24 protein-coding genes are annotated in these 19477 nt (G+C 38.6%); 13 read left to right on the forward strand and 11 right to left on the reverse strand.

The features are described from left to right. Positions 1–45 precede the first annotated feature (45 nt). From EHQ70_RS16970 to EHQ70_RS16990, 5 genes are all read right to left on the reverse strand, one after another. The gene (locus tag EHQ70_RS16970; RefSeq protein ID WP_135588398.1) at positions 46–426 is read right to left on the reverse strand and encodes a hypothetical protein; all 381 of its coding nucleotides are present in this window, start codon (positions 424–426) and stop codon (positions 46–48) included. A 7-nt stretch (positions 427–433) separates the two neighbouring features. After that, entirely contained in the window at positions 434–793 is a 360-nt protein-coding gene (locus EHQ70_RS16975) for a hypothetical protein (RefSeq protein ID WP_135588400.1), read from the reverse strand. After that, complete coding sequence (locus tag EHQ70_RS16980) at positions 777–1280, reverse strand: RNA polymerase sigma factor (RefSeq protein WP_208729576.1); 504 nt, start codon at positions 1278–1280, stop codon at positions 777–779. Before EHQ70_RS16980 ends, EHQ70_RS16975 begins: the two co-directional genes overlap by 17 nt. 65 nt (positions 1281–1345) lie before the next feature. After that, positions 1346–1720 (reverse strand): hypothetical protein, encoded by a 375-nt coding sequence (locus EHQ70_RS16985; RefSeq protein WP_135588404.1) that lies wholly within the window; start codon positions 1718–1720, stop codon positions 1346–1348. Then, positions 1701–2888, reverse strand: coding sequence for a hypothetical protein (locus tag EHQ70_RS16990; RefSeq protein ID WP_135588406.1), 1188 nt, complete (start codon positions 2886–2888; stop codon positions 1701–1703). The genes EHQ70_RS16985 and EHQ70_RS16990 overlap by 20 nt, the downstream gene beginning before the upstream one ends. A gap of 12 nt (positions 2889–2900) precedes the next feature. Between EHQ70_RS16990 and EHQ70_RS16995 the strand changes: the two genes are divergently transcribed. After that, positions 2901–3632, forward strand: coding sequence for a hypothetical protein (locus tag EHQ70_RS16995; RefSeq protein WP_135588408.1), 732 nt, complete (start codon positions 2901–2903; stop codon positions 3630–3632). Next, positions 3629–4285: a leucyl/phenylalanyl-tRNA--protein transferase gene (gene aat / locus EHQ70_RS17000; RefSeq protein ID WP_135588410.1), complete on the forward strand. Its 657-nt coding sequence runs from the start codon at positions 3629–3631 to the stop codon at positions 4283–4285. The genes EHQ70_RS16995 and aat overlap by 4 nt, the downstream gene beginning before the upstream one ends. Here aat and EHQ70_RS17005 read toward each other — a convergent pair. Both EHQ70_RS17005 and EHQ70_RS17010 read right to left on the reverse strand, forming a co-directional pair. Next, positions 4272–4862 carry a hypothetical protein gene (locus EHQ70_RS17005; RefSeq protein ID WP_135588411.1) on the reverse strand — a complete coding sequence of 197 codons (591 nt, stop codon included), beginning with the start codon at positions 4860–4862 and terminating at the stop codon, positions 4272–4274. The two genes, aat and EHQ70_RS17005, sit on opposite strands and share 14 nt — an antisense overlap. A 1-nt stretch (position 4863) precedes the next feature. Continuing rightward, positions 4864–5199, reverse strand: coding sequence for an Mpo1-like protein (locus EHQ70_RS17010; RefSeq protein ID WP_135588413.1), 336 nt, complete (start codon positions 5197–5199; stop codon positions 4864–4866). 216 nt (positions 5200–5415) lie between these two features. Here EHQ70_RS17010 and EHQ70_RS17015 point away from each other — a divergent pair, with 216 nt between their 5' ends. After that, positions 5416–5703 (forward strand): LIC10235 family protein, encoded by a 288-nt coding sequence (locus EHQ70_RS17015; RefSeq protein WP_135588415.1) that lies wholly within the window; start codon positions 5416–5418, stop codon positions 5701–5703. 5 nt (positions 5704–5708) lie between these two features. On the opposite strand, the gene EHQ70_RS17020 is transcribed toward EHQ70_RS17015, so the two are convergent. Next, positions 5709–5885, reverse strand: coding sequence for a DUF1289 domain-containing protein (locus EHQ70_RS17020; protein WP_135588416.1), 177 nt, complete (start codon positions 5883–5885; stop codon positions 5709–5711). Between the two features lie 86 nt (positions 5886–5971). On the opposite strand from EHQ70_RS17020, the gene flgN reads away from it, so the two are divergent. The 7 genes from flgN to EHQ70_RS17055 all read left to right on the forward strand — a co-directional run bounded on the left by flgN (position 5972) and on the right by EHQ70_RS17055 (position 11572). Further along, on the forward strand, positions 5972–6484 hold the full coding sequence (gene flgN, locus EHQ70_RS17025) for a flagellar export chaperone FlgN (RefSeq protein WP_135588417.1): 513 nt from the start codon (positions 5972–5974) through the stop codon (positions 6482–6484). Positions 6485–6493: 9 nt separating this feature from the next. Then, positions 6494–8407: a flagellar hook-associated protein FlgK gene (gene flgK, locus EHQ70_RS17030; RefSeq protein ID WP_100718711.1), complete on the forward strand. Its 1914-nt coding sequence runs from the start codon at positions 6494–6496 to the stop codon at positions 8405–8407. Between the two features lie 5 nt (positions 8408–8412). Next, a complete protein-coding gene (locus tag EHQ70_RS17035) occupies positions 8413–9678 on the forward strand; it encodes a flagellar hook-associated protein 3 (protein ID WP_231292547.1) in 1266 nt (421 codons plus the stop codon). Positions 9679–9730: 52 nt separating this feature from the next. Then, complete coding sequence (gene fliW, locus EHQ70_RS17040; RefSeq protein WP_208729585.1) at positions 9731–10192, forward strand: flagellar assembly protein FliW; 462 nt, start codon at positions 9731–9733, stop codon at positions 10190–10192. 3 nt (positions 10193–10195) lie between these two features. Beyond that, positions 10196–10435 carry a carbon storage regulator CsrA gene (gene csrA, locus EHQ70_RS17045; RefSeq protein WP_012390131.1) on the forward strand — a complete coding sequence of 80 codons (240 nt, stop codon included), beginning with the start codon at positions 10196–10198 and terminating at the stop codon, positions 10433–10435. Positions 10436–10496: 61 nt separating this feature from the next. Continuing rightward, complete coding sequence (locus EHQ70_RS17050; RefSeq protein ID WP_135588419.1) at positions 10497–11171, forward strand: lysophospholipid acyltransferase family protein; 675 nt, start codon at positions 10497–10499, stop codon at positions 11169–11171. Next, entirely contained in the window at positions 11168–11572 is a 405-nt protein-coding gene (locus EHQ70_RS17055) for an OsmC family protein (protein WP_135588420.1), read from the forward strand. Before EHQ70_RS17050 ends, EHQ70_RS17055 begins: the two co-directional genes overlap by 4 nt. 10 nt (positions 11573–11582) lie before the next feature. Here the strand turns inward: EHQ70_RS17055 and EHQ70_RS17060 are convergent, their stop codons facing one another. The 3 genes from EHQ70_RS17060 to EHQ70_RS17070 are packed head-to-tail and all read right to left on the reverse strand — an operon-like array spanning position 11583 to position 15569. After that, positions 11583–12410 (reverse strand): metallophosphoesterase, encoded by an 828-nt coding sequence (locus EHQ70_RS17060; RefSeq protein WP_135588421.1) that lies wholly within the window; start codon positions 12408–12410, stop codon positions 11583–11585. Positions 12411–12428: 18 nt separating this feature from the next. Then, complete coding sequence (locus tag EHQ70_RS17065; RefSeq protein ID WP_135588422.1) at positions 12429–14663, reverse strand: alpha-glucosidase; 2235 nt, start codon at positions 14661–14663, stop codon at positions 12429–12431. A 57-nt stretch (positions 14664–14720) separates the two neighbouring features. Further along, entirely contained in the window at positions 14721–15569 is an 849-nt protein-coding gene (locus EHQ70_RS17070) for a sulfurtransferase (protein ID WP_135588423.1), read from the reverse strand. Between the two features lie 172 nt (positions 15570–15741). On the opposite strand from EHQ70_RS17070, the gene EHQ70_RS17075 reads away from it, so the two are divergent. Genes EHQ70_RS17075 through EHQ70_RS17085 form a run of 3 tightly spaced genes read left to right on the forward strand, consistent with a single transcriptional unit; the run spans position 15742 to position 19421 of the window. After that, the gene (locus tag EHQ70_RS17075) at positions 15742–16620 is read left to right on the forward strand and encodes an LIC11113 family protein (RefSeq protein WP_167481726.1); all 879 of its coding nucleotides are present in this window, start codon (positions 15742–15744) and stop codon (positions 16618–16620) included. Next, positions 16613–18070 (forward strand): S1C family serine protease, encoded by a 1458-nt coding sequence (locus tag EHQ70_RS17080; RefSeq protein WP_135588424.1) that lies wholly within the window; start codon positions 16613–16615, stop codon positions 18068–18070. The genes EHQ70_RS17075 and EHQ70_RS17080 overlap by 8 nt, the downstream gene beginning before the upstream one ends. Then, complete coding sequence (locus EHQ70_RS17085; RefSeq protein ID WP_135588425.1) at positions 18057–19421, forward strand: PDZ domain-containing protein; 1365 nt, start codon at positions 18057–18059, stop codon at positions 19419–19421. The genes EHQ70_RS17080 and EHQ70_RS17085 overlap by 14 nt, the downstream gene beginning before the upstream one ends. The last annotated feature ends 56 nt before the right edge of the window (positions 19422–19477 follow it).

The following is a 19477-nucleotide window of genomic DNA, read 5'->3' on the forward strand; positions in this document are numbered from 1 at the left end:
CATTACAAAAAGAATACAAAATGATTACAATGAAACGATATCTATCTATTTCCCAAGCATTTGGTTGATGTCTCGGATGGCTTGGCGCTGTCTGAGTAACAAAAACCCAAGGAACCCAAAAAACAAAAAGAAGGCTAGGCCATACACCCAAAGTAGGGAACGAAGGCGGGCTTGTTCTTTTTCGATGGCTTGGATTTCTTCCAAGTGGGAGATTAGAAAATAGAAATGATCTGCTTTCGGATAGGATTTTTTGATTTCTGTTCGGAGTTCCGATACGAGAACTTTGGAGTCCTCTTTGGAAAGTGATTCGACAAGGGGTAGAGTTTTGTCCAAATCCATTTTTAAAAATTCTTCAGCAGACGGTAACGCCTCGGCAGAAAGGGAGACGGCAAAACAAAGAATGGGGAGAATAAATAAACCTTTCACGAATACTCTAGACCTCTTCAAATCCAAGTTTCTCTTTCCATTCATTCAGAAAAGGAATTCTTGTGTTGAGAAGTAAAAAGCCAAGCACGAGAGAGTAAAAGCAGAAAAACAAACTGGAACTGATCAAAATGGGCATAAGTAAACCCGTGTTTTCTTGATAAAAAACAGATAGGAACATAGTGCCCATTGGGATCAAAAATAACAAAATAGAAAGACCAACAGAAGAGAATAAAAACTTGAGAGGCAAAATTTGCCCTAACACTCGCAAGCGGATCACTGGTGGTGCTTCAGAATGTTTTAAAAAAGGATCGGGATGATTAAAAACATCGACTCCTTTTTTGGAATGAGAATCAACTTTCGATTTCATGTGACCACCATTTTCTTAAAAGATCCTTCCCTCTGGAGATATGGCTTTTGATCGTACCCATTTTTATATTGAGATCGGCGGCAATTTCTTTGAGGGGTTTGTTCTCGAAGTAGTGTAATAAAATCGGCATTTGGTATGATTTTGGTAATCTTGCGATCAGGGATCGTAAATTGTGGCTAGTTTCTTCTTTGTCCAAAATTTCCACAACAGAAGGTTTGGAATGATCAGCTACAAAACTAATATCTTCTTTCCAATCGGTAATAGGCAGTTTTTTCTTTTTAAAAACTTTTGTTAGGCGAAATCTCGCAATCTGATATAACCAAGTAGAAAATTGTGACTCACCTCTAAACTGGCTGAGTGATTCATAGGCTTTTAAAAAAACTTCTTGGGTGAAATCCTCTGCTTCCTCTTCGGTGAGGAAAGCTTTCTTTGCTTGGGAAAATACCATACCTTGGTATCTTTTCATAAGCACTTCGAATTGGGACACGTCACCCCGCAGGATCGATTGGACAGAATCCCAATCCTCCTCATTGCAGATACGTTTTGTCGACTCTACCGACTCATTTTGTAAAAGGTCAAGAGACCGAGTCCAATTGCGAATGGGATTAACCCTCCTAACATCGCCATAGAAGAACCTAAGACGAGTATAAATACAAACGATAAGGCAAAACCAGTGAATGTCAACAAAAGACCTAGGAAAAATGAATACAATCTGATGTCAAAACTCCAAGGTTTGTACTGACCTGATTGGATGAGTGCCATCTTTTGTTTATGCCACCACTGAAACAAAAAAAACAAAAGTGTGGTGCCGAAGATGATCCCTACATTGGGAACTAAATAAAGAACCAAACGATAAGGATCGGATCCTCCCGATTTTTGGATTTCTGTTAATAGTTTTATAATTGTTTCATATTGTTCTGGAGTCATACACAGCTTCTCCAATTAAATTAGATGCGTAAGTACTCAGTAAAGACATCCCTTCTGGTTTGTCACATTGGAAAATTTGAACTCCAATATTTGTTGTATTCGATTCTCCTTTTTTTAGACTCCTGAGACTGCCGTAAAAAGTGTAGGGAGAGGAATTGATGACCATTTGGAAAGATACAGGAGATCCTAATGTTCTGTTTTCAATATTTGTTCCAGCTGGCAAAGTCATCGCAATCCCACGTCCGTCTTGGCTAATGTCTCTAACGGATGTTGTGCGAATCACAGTTTCCCAATCTTTCGCATAAACAAATTCTAGTTGGAAAATAAATTCTTCCGCTTTTTGTTCTAAAAATGTGAGTAAAGGACCAATTCCTTCTGGTCCTTCAATATCGGATTGTAAAATGGGATTTCCTAAATCTGGTAAATTGCTGATGATTTCAAAATATCCAAGTAATACTTTCCCATTCGAAAAAAATGGAAAAATGAGTGTGGATTTGGTATTGTTGAGCAGAAGGGAATCTAAATAAGAGCGAATATAAATTTCGCTAAGTTTTTTAGGGCTATAAAAACTTCTGTCTGTATAAAAAATTCTACGATTCGCATCACGCACGTAATATGGCGCTTTGGAGGCTGCCAGAGCTTCCATTAGTTGGGTATCCACTGCATAATAAAAACCAATTTGTACTTTTTTGATAAAGTAACCGTAGTTTGTCAAAGTTTGTTCCAAGTGGACTTGCCATTGGTTTAAGGTTTGATTGATGATAGAGGTTTTTCCATAAATTGAGATGACAGTTCCCAAATCAGCGGTTTGTGCCATTTTGATTTCGTAGGCAGAGATGTCTTCGATGGCTGCGCGTTTGGCCGAACGTTCCAAAGGTTCGATGAGAATTTCATAAACTTGGAGCAAATCGTCTTGGTAGGGGTTTACTGGTTTGACTCGAAGTTCGACTCTATTTTCTTTGAGAACACAGATGAGGGATTTCGGTCTGGAAATCAGTGGCTCCGAGGCCACTATTGTAATATGAACTGACTTCATGATATCGTTCACAGCAACCGGATTTTGGAGGGTGAACTTCTGTTGAGAATCACGCTCTTGGAGGACAGTGGCAGTGAGTTTGGAAACGATCCCTAAAAGTGTCCTTTGGTCAGTTAGTCTGTATTTTTTCATGGTCTAAGCAGTATGATACGTAGAATCCTAATTTTTGCCATAGTTTTTCCATCTTTTTTACCTTTATGGGCAGAAAAACCAAAGTACCAATATTTCGGTAAGGCATACGACCTGAGTACTGGGAAATACATATATTCTGACAATCATAAAGAATATTATAATAATGGAAAACACATCTATTCGGATATCCAATACAAGGATGCAGAGGGAAAGGTTTTTGGCACCAAACACATAGAATTTGATAAAAATGCAGAGGTGCCCAGTTTTAAAACCGAAGACTTTCGGGATGGTTATATCGAAGGAGCAGATGTAAAAGGAAAGTCTGTTCGTTTATTTTCAAAACGTAAAAAAGAAGATCCTCTTTCCGAAAGAACTTACATACCTAAAACACCCGCGGTGATGGATGGAGGTTTTGATTATTTTGTACGAAACAATTGGGAGCCATTAACAAAAGGAGAAAGGTTATCTTTTCATTTTCTAACACCCATCCAATTGGATGATTATAAATTTGCTGCTGAAAAAATTAGAGATGGTGAGTGGAAGGGAAGACCTGCTTTGTATTTACGTTTAGAGATTGATAATTTTATTTTGAAACAGGTTGTGAAACCTTTTCTTTTGGTTTATGATGTCAGGACCAGACGGATTTTACAATTTGAAGGACTATCTAATATCAATGATGAAAATGGTAAAAGTTTGAAAGTAAAAATTGTTTATGATTATCCCAAGGAAGTGTTGGACCCTTGACACAAAGGAGTTTTGATCAATTCTTTAAAAACCCACGGACTTGGAAAGAAGATCTAATTGCCGTGGGTGGGGATTTTTCCGTAGAACGTTTGCTATATGCATATCAGCATGGAATTTTTCCTTGGTCGGAAGATCCTGTAAGATGGTATTGTTTAGACCCTCGTGCTATTTTTGATCTACAAAGAGTTCATTTTTCCAAAACAGTGCAGAGAAAAGTAAAACAAGGAAAGTTTCGGATCAGTTTTAATGAAGCATTTCCTATTGTGATGCAAGGTTGTTCTTATCGTGAAAAAGATAATACTTGGATCACTCCAGGTTTTATCGAAGGTTATGTGGATTTACATAAGTTAGGTTGGGCCCATTCGGTAGAAGTTTGGAATGCAGAAAATGTCTTGGTCGGTGGGGTGTATGGGGTTGCCATTGGCAAATTTTTTGCTGGAGAAAGTATGTTTTCTTTTGAATCAGATGCCGGAAAGGTTGGTTTGTTCCATTTATTCGAAAAATTAAGGATGTCTGGGTTTGAACTTTTTGACACCCAACAACTCAATCACGTGACTTGGCAGTTGGGTGCTTATGAAATTCCAAAATTGTCTTATTTAGATCGTTTGGAGCGCGCGTTAGGTGACGCGAATCCTTGGATCATTCCAACTTAACCCTACTAAACTCATCCAATTCCACTTTCCACAATTTCTGAATTTCGGTTGTGATTTTCTCCCATTCTTTATCTCCGATTTTGGGAGCTATGTAGGGATCAAAGTTAGGATGATTTTCCCAAAAATTATCAAGTTCCAATTTAGAAATGGTAGTTCTAAAAATTTCGGCTTCTTGGATTTCCGTATCAGGGTTGTTTTCTCCCTGAATGAAAAACGGTTTGGAAAGACTGAGTGATAGTCTATGGAAATGATGGAGAGAGAGAGCATAACCAGTTCTAAGCAGTACCAAACTATGGTATTCTGTTCCTGTTTTTCGGTAATCAGATGTGTCATTGAAGGTGAGTGCTGAGTTACTACCATAGGTGATGTTTACTTCGCTTTTTTGATCTTTGTCCAATTCCGAATCAAATCGTTTGAGTTCTGATCCCAGAATTTTAGGTAAAATCAAATTTGCATAACTTACTAAACTCTCGTGGTTTCCATCACGAATGGTAGTGATCTCTTGTTTGGTGATTTCTTTGGGACTACAACCAATGAATAAAACAAAAGTTATAAGCAAGTTGAGAACAAGTTTCATCTTAACCTTTATTTGACTTAATTTTGGCAAATTCTACATCAATGCGACCAGTTAACATTTTGAAATACATGATCCAATCGGAGATAAAAGAATAAAACGGATATGTAAACGTTGCTGGTCGGTTCTTTTCTACGAAAAAATGCCCAATCCATGCGAAGAAATACCCACTAACAAGAGCAAAGGCTAAGATATAGAATTTACCAGTAGATAAAAATCCAAGGATACATCCTAATGCTAGACTTGATCCAATAAAGTGAAGAGCACGGTTAAATGGATGACTATGTTCCTCTAAATAAAATGGGAAAAAATCTTTGAGTGATTTGTATTTCTTTTCCATACTTGGCTCCTATCATTTGATCTTAATAGATATTTTAACTCCTGCCAACACAAAAATGATTCTAAATATTAGAGTTTATCCCTAGTTTTTTTGTCTATATTCGTTAATTCGGATATGATTTCAAAATTGTGTTGCGCGTTAGTGGGTATTAACTAATGTGCATTAACATTTAGAATCTAACAGAGAGTTAAATTTAGCAAGAAAGCAGGAGAATGTATGAAACCTAAATCGATAAAACCGGATGAGCTGAGTAAAATTTTTGCCGAACTAAAAAAAGGCGAAGAGACTGCCATCGGAAGCTATTTGGTAAAAGGGGTTCGCCTTCAAATCAGTAAATACAATCTTTCCGGTGCAGAGCGAGTTCAGTTGTTATACAAACGAAGAAGAGCCCAAGGAATGTGTATTGTATGCGGAAAAAAAGTCACAAAGAAGAATCCATCTACAGACCAACTCTATAGATTGTGCGAAGAACACCGCAATAAGATCGATAAAGGTACTAAATAACCAATTTACCTGAGAGAGTTTCCCGCCTTTCTTTGCGGGAGCTCACTCCAAACTTTTTCTCTCTCTTCCTCGGTCATCACCGACCAATTTCCAATCTCCTCAATGGTTCGATAACATCCCGCACAGAGCCCTGAATCCGGGTCCATCATACAGACTTTGGTACAAGGCGATTTTAGTGACATAGGCCTTAAAATAGTAAATTTTTATAAATTTTCCTAAGCTAGTTTCGGAATCCGTCGATCCTTCCCATAAGGGAAAAGGAATTCGCATGTTGGATTGGGTAGAATCACTTAGAAGTTTATTTACTAATGAAATAGACTGTTACAAGCGCCTTCTGGAATTGGAAGGCAAAAAAAGAGCGGCCATCCATTCTGCGGATGGAAAGTCCTTGGAGTCCCTTGTCAAAGAAAGTTATCATATTATGGTAGAAGCCTCCGAATTGGAACGAATTCGAATGAAGGCCATCGAAGATGTCTACGAAAAAGAAAAATTCAAAAAAGACGAATCTTCCATCACACTTACCAGTTTTTTAAATCAAATGGATCGTGATTCCAATTTTAAGTTAAAAACCTTTGCTTTAGAATTAAAGAAGGTAGTGGCAGATTTAAAAGATGCCATCATCACGAATGATAAACTCTTAAAAACAAGAAAAGAGTTTTTGCAAACAACTGTTGACTCTTTGCAAGAGTTATCCAGAGAAAAAGTTTATACCTCACACAAACAACCGACAAGGCGTGGGCAGGGCCAAAAAGGCGCGATCATTTTGAACGCGACTGCCTAGGAGAATCGTATGGGATCAACATTCCAAGGAATTGAAATAGGAAAACGAGGACTTTCGGTCCACCAACAAGCGATCCAAACCACAGGTCATAACATATCCAATGCGGATAACAAACATTATGCTCGCCAACGAGTGGTGATGAATAGTATGGATCCCCTGTATGAACCAGCTTTCAACCGAGCAGAGGTTCCAGGACAAATTGGACAAGGGGTAAAAATTTCCGAAATTGAAAGAGTTCGCGATAATTTCATTGATGACCGTATCATTGATTCTTCTTCTCTCAAAGAATATTGGGGGAAAAAGAATGATTACTTATACCAAGTAGAAACTGTTTTTAACGAACCAACAGGAACCACCCTTCGTTCTATGATGGATCAGTTTTGGTCTTCTTGGGAAGATCTTTCTAACTATCCAGAAGAAACAGCACATAGAGCCGTAGTCCAAGAAAAAGCGGAAGCACTTGGTTCGCGAATGGAAGATGTGTATCGCAAACTCTCTCTACTTCGTGACCAGTCCAATCGCGAGATTGAATCCAAAGTCAATCATTTGAATACAGTGGCAGAGAATATTAAATCTCTGAACGAAAAAATCACAAAATCACAGGCATTAGGTGATAATCCGAATGACCTTTTGGACAGAAGGGATGAACTGTTGCAAGAACTTGCGGGGATGGCGGACATTACCATCGGTCGCAGTGACGAAGATGAACTGATGGTTTTTATTGGCCAACAGATCCTTGTCCAAGGCCAAAAGGTTCATAAAATCGATTTGGTTGGAAATCCAAATAACGATGGCCTTCTGGATTTAAAATGGTCAGAGACTGGAGATACAGTTTTACTTCGAAAGGGGAGCATCCAAGCTCTCTATGAAATCAGAGACCGAATCCTTGTAGAAAAAATCAATGCTGTGGATGCCCTTGCTATCAATGCGATGGATGTGATCAATGAAATCCACAAAGATGGATTTGGTTTGAATGGAAAAACCAACCTTAACTTTTTTGAAAGCCGTGCTCTTGCGACTAATACCTTTGGTGAAATTGATACCGATGGGGATGGACTCAACGATAAAACGGCTGTGTTCCGTGTGACAGGTCGTACCTCAATCGATGCGGATCGTCCGATCGGAATTTCTGGAACCATGCGTTTTCTAAAAGCAAGTCCTGGTGGGGAAACTGAAATTTTAGTTCCTTACTCCAAAGATGATACTTTGAATGCTGTGATCAAACGAATCAATCGTTCGGAAACTGGTGTTGTGGCTTACATGTCGCATGACAACCAGTTGGCGCTAAAAGCAACAACCAACCCACTCGATAAAAAAGAAAACTTTATGATTCGTCACTTGGAAGACTCCGGGGAACTTCTTGTAGGTCTAACAGGAATCTTAACGGCTACGGGTGTGGCTGGATCTTTTGATTATCGCAAAGTAGGTGAAATCAACAAATTCCAAGCCAATGCGCAGGACATCACTCTGACTCCGATGTATCATCCTTCTTCTTTCTTTAAAATGTCAGAAGATGTCAGAAACAATCCGGCAAACATTGCAGCAGCTCGTGGTAAAGATGTGAATGGGTCTGGGGATTACAATTCACCGAATGGTCAAAAAGATGGATCCAATGCACTTCTGATTGCAGCGGCCCTTCGTGAAAAACCGGTGATGTTTGATTATTCCAAAACAACGGATGATTTTTATAACTCACTCATCTCTAGACTCGGAACAGAAGCAAGAGAAGCAAAACAAGAGTATACCACTCAAAATGAACTGATGGTGGAACTTGAGAATATGCGCCAGTCGGTCATGGGTGTAAACTTAGATGAGGAGATGGCCAATATGGTTCAGTTCCAACAATCTTATAATGCTTCCGCAAGAATGATCTCAACACTCAATGAAATGTTAGATACCATCATCAATAGGTTAGGTGTATAATCATGATCAGAATCACTAACATGATGCAAAACAATTCCTTGGTGCGGAACTTAAACCGTCACCAAGTAGCTATGGACGAAACCCAAACCCAACTAGGTACAGGATTAAAAATCCGTAAACCATCCGATGATCCGGGTGCGGCTACAAACCAAATGTACTTTCGTTCTCGTCTGAATGAACTTTCTCAATACGAAGAAAATATTGGGGATGGATACCAAAGGTTGCAACAGATTGATGGTGTCCTAGACAAAATGGGAGAGATTTTCCAAAGGGCTCGTGTTCTTACCGTTCAGGCCGGAAACGGAATTTACCAAGGGGACAAAGGATTTGAATTGGAAGTGGCGATCGGTAAAGAGATCGACCAACATTTACGTGCGATTGTGGATCTTGCGAATGCTCGTGATGCGACCGGACAACCTTTGTTTGGTGGTCATGTGATTGAAAGACCTCCTTTTGAACCAATTGAATCTAAAATTAAAGGTCTGCAAGGCCTGGAACTCAAAAACCAATACGTGGGTGTGGAGTATCGCGGTGATATCGGAGAACAACTCCGTGAAATCGAAAAAGGCGAATACATTCCCATTACCATTCCTGGAAACAAAGTGTTTTGGGGAACGAACGTCAGTGTCACCTCCAAAGTGGATAACTCTGCTTACCAAGCCACTTCCGACCAAAAGTTCAAAATTGATGGAGTGGAGATTCATATCTCTGTGGGTGATACGATTGATGATGTGATTGATAAAATCAATAATTCACCATTGGAAGTTAAGGCGAGTAAACTTGCTCAGGATAACATTTCTATTTCTTCTACAGCACCTCACCAAATTTGGCTAGAGGATGTGGATGGAGGGACTGTACTTCGTGACATTGGACTCATTGAACCAAGTGCGAGCGAACCACCGAATAACTTTTCTAAGTCGGCAACGGTCACTGGACTTTCTGTATTCGATGTTCTCATCCAACTTCGAAATGATTTGATCCAAAAAGACCAAGAACGAATTGGCGGTAGGGATTTGGGTGATTTGGATTTGGCATTAGAAAATATCCTTCGTCATCGTTCTACCATTGGTGCTCGTATGAATCGATTGGAACAACATGAAGAACGAGTTTCTTACGATAAAATGTATATGACCGAACTTCTTGCTAAAAATGAAGGAATCGATTTTCCGGAAACAATTATGAATATGAAGTGGTTAGAAACAATTCATAGTTATGCGCTCAATGTCGGTTCTAAAATTATCAAACCAACTTTGATGGATTTCCTTCGGTAACGGAAACTAAATGACGGTTATATTAGAAAGAAAAGAAAGTACAGGAACTAGAATGTCGGTAACGATTCACACAAAACCTTTCGGAACCATCCAAGTGGACGCAAAACAAATCCTAAAATTCCCGCAAGGGTTACTTGGATTTGATGAATTTGATGAGTATGCTCTCATTGAAGAAAGTCCAGAAAGTCCTTTCAAATGGTTGCAATCTACGAAAGAATCGGGACTGGCTTTTATTGTCATCCAACCTGAACTTTTTATGAATGATTACAAACCCGCCATTTCTGATGAGGAACTTCATGATATAGGACTTACCACTTGGAAAGACGGCCTTATTTTTCTCATTGTTACCATTCCCCATGATAACCCAAAAGGGATGACGGCCAATTTACAAGGCCCGATCATTTTGAATGGAAAAGAAGGAAAAGGGAAACAATGTATTTCTCGAGATGAAAATCATCCTATTCGTAAAAACATCATCGAGTCTATGGAAGAAATGTCTTCCGAAAAGGTATAATCCGTGTTAGTTCTTGCAAGGAGGAGCAACCAATCGATTATGATCGGTGACGATATCGAAATTGTGATTGTCGATATCAAAGGGGATCAAGTAAAGATTGGTGTCAAAGCTCCCAAAAATGTTTCTGTCCACCGCGCAGAAGTATATAAAGAAATCCAGGAAGAAAATAAAAAAGCCGCCGGGACCAATATCAAACCAGAAGATTTGGGCAAACTCGGTGATTTGTTCAAAAAGAAAACTTAACTTGATCTTTCTTTAGATTTGTCTTTCCCTGGAATCTAATCTCTAGGGAGAGATATTTGATTTGAAACGTAGATTTTTAGTTTGGTTGTTACCACTCATCGCCGTTTGGTTCCAACGTTTGATTGGCCTAACTTCCAAGTTTCGTTTTTTGACAAACGAACACTACGAAGAATTATTCAAAAACAAAAAACCATTTATTTATTCTATTTGGCATACGAACGTTTTGTACTCTCCTTATTTGCACCGAGGAAAAAACGTAGCTGTTTTAATTTCTGAATCAAAAGACGGAGATTATATCAATCAAGTCGTTCATCGGTTTGGAAATACGAGTGTTCGGGGCAGTAGTTCGAAAAGTGGCTCTAAAGCATTAAAAGCTGTGATCCAACATTTGAAAAAAGGATTACCAGCAGCCTTTACACCTGATGGACCTCGTGGTCCTGCCTTCATTCTCCAACCAGGAATCATTGCCGCAGCGCAAGTCACACAGGTTCCTATCGTTCCCTTTCATTACGAATGTAGCAGACAGTGGATACTTGAAAGAGCCTGGGACAAACATAGGGTTCCAAAACCCTTTACCACTTTTGTTGTTTCATACGGCGAACCCATTTCGGTTCCTCGCAATTTAAATGAAGAGGAGTTTGAAGGAATGCGTCTAAAAGTAGAAGATGCAATGTTAAAGAATCGTGACCTTGCCATAAAAGAAGCCGAACGAATTCAGAAAGGAGAATCCAAATGACAGCAGTATTTGATGATAAGGTGGTAGTATCTACCGCTAAAACAAAATTCGAAACAAAAATCACAGTAAGAAAACATAGTTTGGTTGCTGACGAACCCCAAGCCAAAGAGGGAACGGATTTAGGTCCAATGCCAACAGAATTACTGGCTTCCTCTCTCGGTGCTTGTACTTCTATCACTGTTCGGATGTATGCTGATAAAAAAGAATATCCTTTGGATTCTGTGGAAGTTCATGTAACGATTGATAAACGATCAGCAGAAGATCATAAATTCACTAGAATTGTAAATCTTTCTGGCAATCTAACAGGAGAACAACGAGAAAGATTACTCGCTGTTGCCAATGCTTGTCCGGTTCACAAACTTTTGTCGGGAAAAATTGAAATTCAAACTAGCTTAGGTTAGTGAATGGTCGCTAAACCCAAAGGGGAATCACCGTGGCAGAACCACCGTCCCATTCGATCTTTGTATGGAAATGTTTTCCTTCTCTGATCCTTGGGACTTTGGCTCCGTTGACATAGAAGGTTCCGCCAGTGTATTCATGGGTTTCTCGTTCTTTCTTTTTGCTAATGGAATGATGCATATGACCTGAAAGAACCAAGGGAACTTTTTTCCCGATGGATTTGGCATAACTAATGGCTTCGGTGAGATCTACATCTCCCCAGTCCCCACCTTCTTTTTTAAATTCTGCCCCATACATTGAATTTTTTGCGGCACCCAAACCAAAAGGTCCGTTATGCGAAAGAAAGAATAAATTTTTTTCTTTGGTTCCATCAATCAGTCTTTTGTATTTTTCAATCGATGCATCCAGATTGGAAACCATATAGGTTTTTTTCATATTGGGAGCAAAACTTAGGCCTCCACCCATTGCATGAGGGCGGCCTACAATCAGACTAAGGTCTAAGTCTTGGGATAAAACTAAGGAACTATAACCAAGTAAAGAGATTGGTTTTACTAGTTCTGAAAGTTTACGCATCCTGCTACTTTGACCGAGTTGTCCAGATTGGATGAGAATTTTGGATTGGATCACCTCACCAATGATGGAGGTGAGGCTCATCCCATCCCAATTTCCAGGGATCATATACGCACGTTTGGTGAGTCCTTGGAAAGAGAGTTTACCTAGTTTCGGATTACCACGGAGATCTCCTGTAAAAAACAAACAGTCGTAATCCGAAGCATTGAAATATTCGATATCTCTTTGGTTCCAATATCCATGGATGTCTCCGATCAGTGCAAATTTCATTTGGGATGTCTCCGTAATTTAGTTTTTGTTCCGAACAGAACTAATGGAAGAACGAATTAGGCCTTCCTGTTTTCCTCCGATACGAATGAAAGCAGGAGGTTTTCCAATGGGTGCAGGGACTTGTACTTTTCTGTAACCATCATAAGTGGTTCCTGTCCAAAGGTGTTGCCATCTGCCACGAGGGAGGTATACTTCCTGAACAATTTCTCCACTTTCCACTACGGGAGCCACAAGAAGGTCATCCCCTAGAAAAAATTGGTATTTGTATTTTAATAAATTTTTGTCTTCAGGTTCTACAAGATAATTGTGTCGAACCACAGGGATTCCCGTTTGTGTCGCTTCTTCCACCAAACTTTGAATATATGGTTTGAGTGCAAAATGGATTTTGGCAATTTTTGCAAATAATGAAACTGTGTCTTCATCACCGAGAGAACTGGTTCCATCTGGTTTGGTATAGGTATAAACTTGCCAGTTCTTTAGAGGTTTGTTTCCTTCATGTGTACGGAAAACCGGTGTGAAGGCAGAGGCTTCTGCCCATCGTAAAAGAAGTTCTTTGGATCTATGGTAGTTGCGGAGTGGATTGGAAATAGTAGTATAACCACCAATATCACTATGATTTAACGCATAACCGCTGATACCTGAACTTGTCAGTCCAATGATGGAAGAAGGAAGACCATCGTTGGTTCCAAAACTCACCATTTGGTCTCCTTCCCAAAAGAGAGTGGAATGGGCATTGGAATAACTGTATCCAGCTCTAGTGAAAAAAACAATTTTTCCTTCCATTCCAGCTTCTTTGATGGCTTCTCGATTGATCCTTGCCCAATCTACCGGATAACGGTTGTGATAGATTTTAGAATCGATTCCAGAATACAATTTTGCATCATAAGGCAACCACTCTCCAAAATCAGCCATCCAACCAGAAAGACCCATTCCAATCATATTTTTTTTGATGAGATCTTTGGTCCAACGAACCGCTGCCGGATTGGTAAGGTCAATGAGGTAAGCGGGAAATCCAACGGTTTGGATAAGATAGTCTTCCCCGTTTTGATTTTTTACAAGGTAGCCTTTTGATTTTGCTTCTGCTAAAAGAGGATTTGTAAAATCATCTCCTGGTTTTTTAGGATCTGTATCAGCTAAAAAAGAATTAATATAACCCAATACTTGTACGTTTTGGTCATTCATCGACTTTACAAATTTTTTAAAGTCAGGATAAAGACTGTCATCTGCATACCAACGCCATTTGAGTTGGTCTCCAAAATTGGTCACACGACGCCCGCACCAGTCTTGGATCCAAAGTGCAGTGACAGGATTGCCAGCGTCTTTTGCTTGTTTGACGATTGAGGAAACTTTTTCTGATCCTCCTTGAACACCGAGCCAAGTTCCATAAGCCCAATCAGGGAGTTTCGGAAATCTTCCTGTTTTTTTTGTATAAGCTTCAATGAGTGATTTAGGGGAAGTTCCGATCCAAATGGTTCCGGTAAGTGATTTTTCGGATTGGAAGTCCCAGAACTCCACTTTTGTTTTTTTAGAATTGCTGAAGTCAAAATTCGCATAACCGCTGTTTTCGAAAAATATGGAGCGGTTTTCGGAAGTGATATAGTGGGGGATGGGTGCGTAAGTTGTATAAGCATTTCCACCGGCACCAGCAAGTAAGTTTGCACCGGTTGTGATGGGTTGATCCCCTCGACCCACTCCTTGTTCTTCTGTAAAAAGAAAGGGAGTTTTTCCTTTGAGTTCATCATAAGTGAATTGTTCGCCGAGCCCAAAGATTTTTTCTTCTAGAGAAGAACTGTATTGGAATTGGATTCTGTTTAAGTTTGGGTCGGACAAAGTGATTTTGAATTCTACTTCGGTATCTGATTTAGTTTGGAAAAGAATTTGGTAATCTGTGGAACAATCAGTTCCGGTTAACTGTCCTTTGATGGTAACTTTTCCCGATTCTTTTTTAATTTCGTCTATTGATTGTTTTGTGCAGGATTTTAATAAATTCTCTTTGAATTGAAACGATGCCATTCTGTATTTGGCAGTAGTTTCTTTGGCGAAAGACATAAGGAAAGGTTCAGTCAGGGAAAGTTTAATGAAATCTTTTCCCAAAGTTTGATTTCTTAATGTGAATTCATTTGTCGATTGAATCCATTGGATTTTTTGTGTGACAGGAAAGGTTTCTTCCGAAATGGGAAGATTGGATATGATGCGAGACGCACATTCCAAAAAGAAAATTGAAAACGAGAGAAAAAATAAACGAGAAACCATCGACCCCTCCAGGCAGGAGTAAGTGGATCGATGGTTTTGTGTTTCGTAAATCCTTTTTTAAACTTTCTTGCGATCGACTCCGCCCACACGAGGTGCAGCGGCAGCCCCTTGTTTGGCACCGAATACGGCGACCGCTTGTTTCGGTAGGCTCGACTTTCTCCATTCAAACCAAGAACCTTGGTAGGTTGTGATGTCGATATAACCTGCTTCACGAAGCATGAGTGCGAGTAAACAAGACCGAGCCCCGTTGTAATCATAGATCACAGTGGGTCTTTCTGGCATAAAAGGAAAACCATTCAGGCGTTTTTTGAATAAAGAACGTTCGATGAGGTTGGCTTCCCCATCATACAAATTTCTCCAATCCCATAAAAAAGCTCCTGGCAAACGACCACAAAGAGTTCCCTCTTCTGGAGCCGTAAGGCGTGGCAATCGGCCTTCGTATTCTTCCATGGTTCTTGCATCAAAGATTTGGAGTTTTGTAAGATTTCGCTCCATAAAGGCTTTGTCCACGACACCTTCAATGGGTTTTACTTTATCAGCAATCGGAGGTTCTACTTTTAGTTCCCCTTTTGCTTTATTTCCCGTAGCAGGCCATTTTTGGCCTAGGACATAGGCATCTTTGATCCCCATTCCACGAAGTAAATAGACCATACGAGTGGAAAACATTCCCATTCCCTCATCGAAAACGATGATTCGAGTCTTTTTTGATTTTTGGAATTCTTGTACGACAGCAGTCATTGGCCCGTACAATTTTTTTTGGGATTCTGGATCGGATCCAAATGCTTTTTTGATAAATGGATAGTAGTAAGCACCTTCTAATGTTTCTTCTTCATATGCTGATTGGGAACGACAATCGATGAGGAAGTCACCAGGTTCTATTTCGGTTTTAAGAAAGTTCCAGTTCAAAAAAGTATTCTCCTATTTCTTACATTACTTTTCCACCCCTCGAATTTTTGAAAGTCTGAAAACCAAAAAAAAAGTTCGTCCTCGGTTCGAGACATAATGAGAAAAGAAATCAAAGGGAGGCCAGTTGATTCTGTAGGGTAGACCAGCCGATAATCACTATAATCGGTATTCCATGATCAGGCAGTTATCTATATACTTCGGATTGATTTTGTTTCTTTTGGGGACAGGATTTGTTTTTGCAGAGCACACAAGTACAAACCCTTCCTTACAATTGCTAAAAGAAGAGGTAAGTGCATGGAAAGAGAGAAAACCTTCCTCTGAAATTAAAAAACAGATTCGAAACCATCGCAGTTTTCCTATGGATGATGGTACTTGTCGATTGGAACCAGCCTCACGTATTTCTTCTGTTACTTATTTTCGATTTAGTTGTCAAAATGAATCAGAACCTATGCTCATCCAATTTCAATCCCATCAAAAAAGGAAACTGGCTCCTGACACTTTTCGATTAAGAGCCGTTCATCGGATTGGAAAAAAACAATATTTAGAAATTGAAACTGGACTTGTTGTGAATGAAACTAAGGCATCTTCTGTATCACCAAAGTTGAATACAGATGATACAGAATTGGATTATCCATCTAAAAAACAAATTCCAGTTGTTACCGAAGGGAAACAAACAATCAGTTCTTATAAACCAATTCAGAATCCCAATTTATTTTATTTTAAATCCATCACACAAAATCCGCGTAGAAGAAAAGATGTTCCATCGAATATCGAAGTGTTTTTTGATTCGTCTTGTCCTTTAGAATTTATTGAAAAGGATGAGAGTTTCTATTGGGACCAAACAGTATCTTTTGTATTTCGTATCACATGCATTCGTGATTCTGCTTATAGTTTGATCCGTGTACCTTCTTCCTCATCAGGTGATTTGTTTTCCTCCAATACAATTTGGAAAGATCCAAAACCTGGTGACCGAGTTTTAGGAAATGCAGTTTTAAAAAAAATCACCGAAACGCAAACCTTTTGGGAGAAAATCGTTTTATATTATGAATAAATTATTTAAATTCAGTTTTTTCTTTTTTCTACTTGGTCATTCTCTTTTGGCTCAAGTTGATCCTGAACCAGCTGTAGATTCTATTTTTCGTTCTGTGGTTCTTATTCGTAATGAAGGATTCAATACGGAAAATAAAACACAACCTTGGATGAAAAAGAATTTATCCACAGGATTTGGTTCTGGACTTGTTTTACCAGGCCAAAGCATTTTAACCAATGCACATGTTGTACGTGATGCCAAAAGAATCCTTGTTAAGAGTAGTTTTACAAAAAAAGAATATTTAGCAGATGTTAAGTTTATTGGTTATGATTGTGATTTAGCATTATTACAAGTAAAAGATCCCGATTTTTCAGAACAAACAAACTCTCTTTCATTTTCGGAAGGTATTCCCAATTTAGGATCGGATGTATTACTCCTTGGTTTCCCCAATGGGAACGATAGCCTATCTGTGGAAAAAGGATCCGTTCTTCGATTTGAAAAAAATCGATACACCTATTCTGGGTTAGATTATCGAAACGTATTAAAAATTAATGCCAATATCCAACCAGGAAATTCAGGTGGCCCAGCCGTTCAAAATGGCAAAGTGGTGGGTCTTGTATTTCAAATCAGTACCTTAGAACAAGGAATTGCTTATTTGATATCAAACGATATCATTCGTCACTTTTTAGAAGATATAAATGACGGGAAGTATGATGGATTTCCTAATATAGGTTTTACCTTTCAGAATGGAAATCCTAAAAGTTTAAAACAAGCGATGAAGGTTCCACCGGATCAATCGGGAATTTTTGTGAATCGAATTTATCCTTCTTCCACTTTTTCCAAAGTTTTAAAGGAAAAAGATTTTGTAACTGCCATTGATGGTTTACCACTCACGAATGACGGTGAAATTTCTCAGGCCAACAAAAAAGAATTCATCATCGATTGGATCGAAAACAAACAACTGAACTCCAAAGTTACAGTCAGTTATTACCGAGCCGGAAAACATTACGATGCAGAAGTAAATCTCCAAAAAAACTATGCTTTGGATTTGTATCGAGATTCTACTGAAGATTATTTTTTACAGGCAGGGTTTGTATTTCAACCCATCACAAGATCTTTTTTCCATTCAGAAGATGGAGACTTAGATAGTTCTCTAAAATATCATTATAGTTATTTCATTCAGGATTTGTTGTACAGGTACACAGTCAGGGATATTGTTCTCAGTTATACATTCAACGATCCTGAAACTTCAAAATTTAAAAAATATAAATACAAAGTTGTTGAATCAATTAACGGGCGTGTACCGAAAGATTTGAATGAATTTAAATCCATTTGGAAAGATGGCAAAAAAGGATTTGTTGTCCTTAAGTTTAGAGGAATGGACTTACCTATTGTTCTTAGGCCAGAGTCAATTTATCAAATGAACCAACGTGTGAAAAAAAGATATGGTGCGAATTATGAAGAGTTTTAAATTTATTTTTGTCATTATTTCGATTTTTGCCACCTTACTACCTCTTGGTGCTGAAGAGTTTGAAGACAAACGTGTTATTGAATCAAGAGTTACATTTCAAAAAACAAGCCATCAAAATCCTTGGCTTGTTGGCGAACCATTCTCTCGAAAGTTAAATTTGATTTATATCGGAAAAGGACTTTTTTTCGGGGTTACACTTCCCAAACAAAATCCAGTTTTTGCAGAATTTGAATCTTTTGATTATTCCGTTCCCAAATTAGGAATCAAATCTTATGATGAAGAAACTGGATTTCTACTTTTAGAAACAAAAGAAATGCCAAAACTTCCGAAAGCGGTGGCTTTAGATTCCAAATCTATAAACAAAATTTGCCCGACCGGAAAAACTCGTTATGTATTCCTTCCATTTTCTAAAACACCAATCAAAGTTTTATTATTAGATAATAAAACATCAGAAGAACCTAATTTTTTCTTCAAAAATCAAATGTTATGTGGGATTACTATTTCTGAATATTTGATTCCAACTGAATATGTGGAAACTTTCTATCGTACCGAGGGAAAACCATTTCCACATCCTGGACTAGTTTTTGATGTAAACTTAACTCCCTCTGAACGTGAATATTATTCTAAAACCATCACCAATCCACTATTAGTAACAGAAGTGATTCCCGGGGTTGGACCCGCATACAATTTGTTTCCAGGAGATTTGGTAACCGAGGTTAATTCTATTCCACTTTCTAAAATAGATGATTGGGATAGGGCTGATAAGGTTTATGATTTGATTTTGCGAAAACCAAATGGCGTTTTGCGTGGATTAGGTGAGACAGTTCAGTTAAAACTCCACAGAAACTTTCAAAACCAATCTGTGAGTTATGATTTACGTGCTTATGACTCCAACGACTTTTTGATTCCAGAAGAAGCCAAAAAAAGAAAACCTTTGTATTTGATTGTGGGTGGGTTTTTCTTTACGGAGCTAACCAATGCCTATTTAAAAGAATTTGGTTCAGAATACCGAGTGAAGTCAGAAAAAAAATTGGTTTATCTTTCTGATTATTACCAGAAAAAAGTGCACCCTGTTCGTGAAAAGATTGTGATTTTGAGTCGTGTTTTTCCCCTAGAAGGGAACCTAGGTTACCAAGAATTCCAAGATTTAGTTCTAGAGAAAGTAAATGGAACTAGAATCACATCTCTCAGTCAGTTGAAAACCCTTCTCCAGTCGGAAGATACCACCTACTATGCGTTTGAGCTTTCTGGTGGGAAAATTGCATTTTTTACACGTAAGGAAATTTTGGATCTTCAACAAGAGTTGCAGTTGACTTATAAATTAGGTCGAGCCTACAACTTGGAAGATTAAATTTCAAAAATAGATTTACAATTGTTATAGATTGAAGTTCCATTTACTCTAAGACT

Source organism: Leptospira congkakensis, from assembly GCF_004770265.1.
Lineage (GTDB): Bacteria > Spirochaetota > Leptospiria > Leptospirales > Leptospiraceae > Leptospira_A > Leptospira_A congkakensis.

What these genes read in the sequence shown, in the direction of transcription:
- EHQ70_RS16975 (WP_135588400.1), bottom strand. Translation starts at nt 793, where the DNA reads ATGAAATCGAAAGTTGATTCTCATTCCAAAAAAGGAGTCGATGTTTTT.
- EHQ70_RS16985 (WP_135588404.1), bottom strand. Translation starts at nt 1,720, where the DNA reads ATGACTCCAGAACAATATGAAACAATTATAAAACTATTAACAGAAATC.
- EHQ70_RS16990 (WP_135588406.1), bottom strand. Translation starts at nt 2,888, where the DNA reads ATGAAAAAATACAGACTAACTGACCAAAGGACACTTTTAGGGATCGTT.
- EHQ70_RS16995 (WP_135588408.1), top strand. Translation starts at nt 2,901, where the DNA reads ATGATACGTAGAATCCTAATTTTTGCCATAGTTTTTCCATCTTTTTTA.
- EHQ70_RS17005 (WP_135588411.1), bottom strand. Translation starts at nt 4,862, where the DNA reads ATGAAACTTGTTCTCAACTTGCTTATAACTTTTGTTTTATTCATTGGT.
- EHQ70_RS17010 (WP_135588413.1), bottom strand. Translation starts at nt 5,199, where the DNA reads ATGGAAAAGAAATACAAATCACTCAAAGATTTTTTCCCATTTTATTTA.
- EHQ70_RS17015 (WP_135588415.1), top strand. Translation starts at nt 5,416, where the DNA reads ATGAAACCTAAATCGATAAAACCGGATGAGCTGAGTAAAATTTTTGCC.
- EHQ70_RS17020 (WP_135588416.1), bottom strand. Translation starts at nt 5,885, where the DNA reads ATGTCACTAAAATCGCCTTGTACCAAAGTCTGTATGATGGACCCGGAT.
- flgN (WP_135588417.1), top strand. Translation starts at nt 5,972, where the DNA reads ATGTTGGATTGGGTAGAATCACTTAGAAGTTTATTTACTAATGAAATA.
- flgK (WP_100718711.1), top strand. Translation starts at nt 6,494, where the DNA reads ATGGGATCAACATTCCAAGGAATTGAAATAGGAAAACGAGGACTTTCG.
- fliW (WP_208729585.1), top strand. Translation starts at nt 9,731, where the DNA reads ATGTCGGTAACGATTCACACAAAACCTTTCGGAACCATCCAAGTGGAC.
- EHQ70_RS17055 (WP_135588420.1), top strand. Translation starts at nt 11,168, where the DNA reads ATGACAGCAGTATTTGATGATAAGGTGGTAGTATCTACCGCTAAAACA.
- EHQ70_RS17060 (WP_135588421.1), bottom strand. Translation starts at nt 12,410, where the DNA reads ATGAAATTTGCACTGATCGGAGACATCCATGGATATTGGAACCAAAGA.
- EHQ70_RS17065 (WP_135588422.1), bottom strand. Translation starts at nt 14,663, where the DNA reads ATGGTTTCTCGTTTATTTTTTCTCTCGTTTTCAATTTTCTTTTTGGAA.
- EHQ70_RS17075 (WP_167481726.1), top strand. Translation starts at nt 15,742, where the DNA reads ATGATCAGGCAGTTATCTATATACTTCGGATTGATTTTGTTTCTTTTG.
- EHQ70_RS17080 (WP_135588424.1), top strand. Translation starts at nt 16,613, where the DNA reads ATGAATAAATTATTTAAATTCAGTTTTTTCTTTTTTCTACTTGGTCAT.
- EHQ70_RS17085 (WP_135588425.1), top strand. Translation starts at nt 18,057, where the DNA reads ATGAAGAGTTTTAAATTTATTTTTGTCATTATTTCGATTTTTGCCACC.